General features: G+C 35.6%; 5 protein-coding genes and 1 other annotated feature. Of the genes, 4 read left to right on the forward strand and 1 reads right to left on the reverse strand.

The window, feature by feature from the left end:
• The first annotated feature begins 192 nt into the window (after positions 1-192).
• The 4 genes from ACESM9_RS13925 to trpS all read left to right on the forward strand — a co-directional run bounded on the left by ACESM9_RS13925 (position 193) and on the right by trpS (position 4770).
• The gene (locus ACESM9_RS13925; RefSeq protein WP_372999933.1) at positions 193-771 is read left to right on the forward strand and encodes a class I SAM-dependent methyltransferase; all 579 of its coding nucleotides are present in this window, start codon (positions 193-195) and stop codon (positions 769-771) included.
• 107 nt (positions 772-878) lie between these two features.
• Positions 879-2561, forward strand: a complete 1683-nt coding sequence (locus ACESM9_RS13930) for a Na/Pi cotransporter family protein (protein ID WP_372999936.1) — start codon at positions 879-881, stop codon at positions 2559-2561.
• A 33-nt stretch (positions 2562-2594) separates the two neighbouring features.
• Complete coding sequence (locus ACESM9_RS13935) at positions 2595-3353, forward strand: TIGR02206 family membrane protein (RefSeq protein ID WP_372999940.1); 759 nt, start codon at positions 2595-2597, stop codon at positions 3351-3353.
• A 110-nt stretch (positions 3354-3463) separates the two neighbouring features.
• Positions 3464-3711, forward strand: a binding site (T-box leader).
• Between the two features lie 60 nt (positions 3712-3771).
• Entirely contained in the window at positions 3772-4770 is a 999-nt protein-coding gene (trpS, locus tag ACESM9_RS13940; RefSeq protein WP_372999943.1) for a tryptophan--tRNA ligase, read from the forward strand.
• Positions 4771-4799: 29 nt separating this feature from the next.
• Here the strand turns inward: trpS and ACESM9_RS13945 are convergent, their stop codons facing one another.
• On the reverse strand, positions 4800-5570 hold the full coding sequence (locus ACESM9_RS13945) for an HpcH/HpaI aldolase family protein (protein WP_372999946.1): 771 nt from the start codon (positions 5568-5570) through the stop codon (positions 4800-4802).
• Positions 5571-5683: the final 113 nt, after the last annotated feature.

Raw genomic sequence — 5683 nt, forward strand, 5'->3', positions numbered from 1 at the left:
GAAAAAAACCATATCTCAAAGCAAGTTTGCTGCTCTATATAGTGCTGATATTAATGACCTATCTGATAGAGCAGTACTATATCGGAGGCTTTTAGCTTTGGCCTTTCCCAAAATATGTATTACAAACATATTTATTGCCTTGATAATGATTAAGCAATGAGGAGTTTGTTGAGCTAATTAGGAGGATGAATGATGGAAGAAAACTTTAATGTATTAGCTAAAGATTGGGCTAAGAAAATACCGGAAAAGAATTATAAAATTGCAGCTGATATGATCAAAAGGCTTAATATCGGAGAAGGCCATAATGTATTGGATGTGGCAGCAGGCACAGGTATATTATTTTCTATTCTTAAAGATAAAGGTTTATCAAATTATGTGGCAGTGGATATTACAGATAAAATGGTGGAAGAGTTTCTGAGGATTTACCCGGGAACAGATGTAAGATGTCTTGATTATGAGAAAAGATTGATGTTTGATTGTGATTTTGATTTTATAATTATATTCAATAGCATACCTCATTTCAATGATTATGATGCTATATTTGAAAATTCATATAATAATCTAAAAGCAGGAGGGAAATTCGTAATTTGCCATGCCAGGACAAGGGATGGACTTAAAGAGCACAGACGAAAAATAGGATATGTTTCAGATAAAGAAGAGCCTATACCAACAGATGAAACACTTATAAAGCTTTGTGAAAAGCATGGATTTGGGGAAATCTTAATAGATGATGAAAATTACTTTTATTTTTGTTGTCGAAAAACAGACTAAGATGAAAAATATTATTTGATTTATAATAAAGATATGTTTCTTTTAATAATGTGGTGTGGTAGAATCATGATGGAAAGGGAAAAAATACTTATATTACGGGGGCGAATATGAGAGATTTAATTTTTGGCCTAATAGGCGGAACTGCTCTTCTTATGTATGGCGTAGACAAGATGGGAGAAGGCTTGGAGAAAGCCTCGGGCGAGATGATGAAGAAAATGCTCTCTATATTGACTGGCAGGGTCTGGAGTGCATTTTTTGTAGGTACTTTTTTAACAGCGTTGGTACAAAGCAGTACAGCTATAACAGTACTTACGGTAGGTTTTGTAAATGCAGGTCTTATGAAGCTGCCTCAGGCAGTGGGAATAATTTATGGAGCAAATATAGGAACTACTATTACTGCCCAGTTAATGGCTTTTAGTTTTAATTTCAAACTAACTGAAATAGCTTTGCCTGTGTTGGGTATTGGATTTACAATAGGTTATTTTTCAAAAAATAAGACGGTTAAAAATTTCGGTGAGGCTCTTATGGGCTTTGGAATGATGTTTCTAGGCTTAAAGATACTTAACCAGGGGATACCCTTTATGCAGCAAAGTCCAACTCTTAGATATTTCTTTGAAACATACGCTTCTAATCCATTTATAGGTATTTTGTTAGGTGCAATAGCAACAGCTATGGTACACAGCAGTGCTGCTACAGTAGGATTGGTAATGATATTAGGACAAGCAGGCCTTCTAGACCTTACGTCAGCAGTGGCAATAATGCTGGGAGACAATATTGGAACCTGTATAACAGCTCAGTTGGCAAGCCTTTCTGGTAATATTCATGCTAGAAGGACAGCCTGGGCACATACATTATATAATATATTCGGTGTAATTATTGTAGCTTTGATCTTACCTTATTTTGTTCGCATAATTGAAGCTACAACTTTGTATTTTCAACCAAATGGTGATATAGGATCTCAGATTGCCAACTCTCATACATTATTTAATGTTTTCAGTGCTTTAGTATTTCTTCCTATCACAAAATACTATGTTAAATTCCTTGAAACTATCATAAAAGGCAAAGGATTGGATCACGAACCCCAATCAATTTATCTGGATAAACTTTTGATGGATACACCTGCAGCTGCTTTTAAAGCAACAATATCGGAAATCATAAGGGGAGCTGAATTAACTAAAGCAATGCTTAACAATGCTCTGGATGCTTTGTTTGACAATGATATAGATAAGATAGATCTGGTCAACAAGGATGAAGAAGTTGTGAATCAACTGCAGAAGGATATTACCGTTTATATGGTAGAACTGTCAAGAAGACCTCTCTCGGATCCAGATTCAATAATTGTACATGCTATGATTACCAGTATCAACAATATTGAGAGAATGGGAGATCATATATCAGATGTGGCAAGATTGGTAGAAGGGAAAATTAATAGAAATCTTATTTTTTCAGATGCGGCCATTGATGAACTAAAGCAGTTAAAAGAATTGGTTATATGGATGTATGATAACACCATAATTTTATTAAAGGAAAAAAACATAGAATTGATAAAATCCACTGCAGAGCTTGAAGATAAGGTAGATGAGTTATGCAGAGAATTGGCAAATCATCATATAATGAGACTGGAAGCGGGAAAATGCAATGTGGAGTCAGGAGTAATTTATTTAGATATAATAAATCATTTTGAGAGAATTGCTGATCACATTTATAAAGTTTCTCTTCTGTCAAAAGATGAGCTTCAAGGCATAGCCAGATCCACTGATAAAAGTACAGTTAGCATGACTGAAGTTTAGACAATAGTTTTCTGAGTTATAGGATAATGAGAAATGGATAAGTTTTTTAGTGTGTATTACAATGGAAAACCTTTCCATACTTTTTCACGAGTACATATAATTTCACTTTTGGTAATTTTAATTATTAATCTTCTAATATACTTTAATGCTGAAAGGCTGAGGGAGAGCAGGGTTGAAAGATTTGCAAGGAACTTTATTGCTTCAGGCCTTGTAATAACAGAGTTATCCTTTCAACTATGGTGTGGATTTACAGGGGTTTGGACAGCAGAATACAATCTTCCCTTTCATCTTTGCTCAGCTGCCACTATAATTTGTGCGGTAATGTTATACAAGAATAGTTATAAAATATATAAACTTGCTTACTTCTGGGGGTTGGGAGGAGCCATACCAGCACTTATCACTCCTGATCTAAGCGGATATAACTACCCCCATTATGTTTTCTTCAAATATTTCATACTTCATGGTCTTATAGTTATATCTGTCATTTATATGACTGCTACACACTCATACAAACTTGACATAAAGTCGGTTTTTATAGCTTTTATATATACTAATATTTTTGCTCTCTTTATGATACCTGTAAATATTATTACAGGCGGCAATTATCTGTTTTTATGCAGGAAGCCAGAGGCTATAACGCTGCTTGATTATTTAGGTCCATGGCCTTGGTATATAATTTCTATGGAATTAGTAGTATTGGTCATGTTTTTGGCTTTATATCTGCCCTTTGCTATAAAAGATGGCATTGATAGATATAAGAATACTGGCTCAGGATTAAGTTCAGGATTATAATGTATATTTTTAGGCTAAAATTGAAATATATTTGTAAGAATAATTGTAAAGAAAACTATATTGACAAAAATCCTTGATAATCATATCATATAATATAACAAACCAAAATGATAAATCCTATGATGGGAAGCAAGTAAGCTTGGAAACAGATTTACAGAGAGCTGCAGATGGTGGAATTGCAGTAGTTATGCCTAAGCCGAATGGGTCCTTGAGGATTATGGCGAAATAGCAGTAGCCAATAACGTGAGCTTCATGTTACAGAAGCAGGATATAAAGTCCGTTGGGATGGAGTATCTGTAACGAGGAGAAGCATCTGGCTTCTTGAATTAGGTGGTACCGCGTTTATTACGCCCTATAGATTTATCTATAGGGTTTTTTGTTTACAATTATTATCATAATATATACGGAGGTGTAATGAATGGAGAATGAAAAAAAGGTCATATTCAGTGGAATTCAACCTTCTGGAGATTTGACCATAGGAAATTATCTGGGGGCTCTAAAAAACTGGGTTGCATTACAGGAAGAGTTTGATTCATACTATTGTGTTGTTGATTTGCACGCTTTGACTGTAAGGCAAAACCCAGCGGAGCTTAGAGCTCGAACCTTAAAGAATATTGCTATATACTTGGCATCAGGTCTTGATCCAAGTAAGAATACAATTTTTATTCAATCCCATGTGACTGCCCACAGTGAAGCTTCATGGCTTTTAAATTGCTTTTGCTATATGGGCGAGCTGAGCAGGATGACTCAGTTTAAAGATAAGTCTCAAAAAGCTGGCGAAAGCGTAAGCGCAGGGCTTTTCACATATCCTGTGTTGATGGCTGCAGATATATTGCTTTACAATACGGATTTGGTACCTGTTGGCAGTGACCAGAAGCAGCATATTGAGTTGGCAAGGGATCTGGCTATTAGATTTAACAATTTGTACAGTCCAACTTTCAAAATACCGGATGCATATATAGGGAATGTAGGAGCCAGGATAATGGATTTGCAGGAGCCGGAAAAAAAGATGTCTAAGTCTGCTGAGAATCCTAATTCTTATATATTGATAATGGATCCTCCTGATGTTATCAGAAAGAAAATAAGTCGAGCCGTAACTGATGATATTGGTGTAGTGAGATTCAGTGAGGACCAGCCGGGTATATCAAATCTTATCAGTATATTGAGCACTATAACAGGTGAAAAACCTGAACAAATAGAGAAAAATTATGAAGGTATAGGATATTCCCAGTTTAAATCCGATGTAGCCGATGCCCTTGTAGAAGAGCTCCGACCAGTTCAGGAAAAGGTGAAGCAGCTTTTAGATGATAAACCCTATATGGAAAGCATATATAAAGCCGGAGCTGAAAAAGCAAGTTATGTTGCAAATAAAACTCTTAGGAAAATGCAAAAGAAACTAGGTTTGATACCTAGATAATGAAATCAGCATGCTGCTGCACTTAGCTATTATTCCTTTATATTTTTGATAAGAGCTTTATATGAGTTTATCAATAAGGAAACATCCATACTGATAGCTACGCCGTCGAATCCATCGTTCAAGTATTGCTTTGCAGCAGCATTGCTACCTGTATAGATAAAGGAAAATTTACCTGCATCTTTACATGCTTTTAGTACACGAGCTATTGCCCCAATAAACTCAGGGTCATCAAATTGTGCTGGTTTTCCCATACCTATTGAAAGGTCATAAGGTCCTATAAAGATTCCATCTACTCCTTTAATTTTAACAATGGATTCAATGTTTTCCAGGCATCCCTTGGTTTCACATTGGGGGATCAGCAATGTTTCACTATTGCATGTTTTCAAATATTCATCTACATTCTGGGCAAAATCATCGTGTCCATACCCAGCAGATCTGGCCATGAAGAAGCCTCTTTTGCCAATAGGATGATACTTTGCCCATTCCACCAGATTTTCCGCCTGTTCTATTGTTTCAACACATGGTACGATGAGACCCTTTGCTCCCACATCCAGATTTTTAAGTACTGAGGAGCGGGATATTTCCTTGATTCTAACAAAGGGAGTTATATTTCTCAGCTCTGCTGTACGAATCAAATCCATCGAGCTTTCAGTTTCAAAGGGTCCATGTTCGGTATCGATTACTAAAAAGTCCAGCCCAGATATGCCCAAGCATTCTACTGCAGTATTACTACCTAGTTCAAAGAATGTACCGATTACCTTTTCTCCTCTTAATATTTTATCTTTTAACAAGTTCTTCATAGCATATCTCCTTTCCGATAAGTAATATAATGATGAAGCTTACATTATAATATAGCATTATTATATAATAACTAATACATACCGTTGTAAAAACTCTATGGCTTTTATTGATA

Origin of the sequence: Lutispora sp. (assembly GCF_041687175.1) — a bacterium.
Lineage (GTDB): Bacteria > Bacillota > Clostridia > Lutisporales > Lutisporaceae > Lutispora.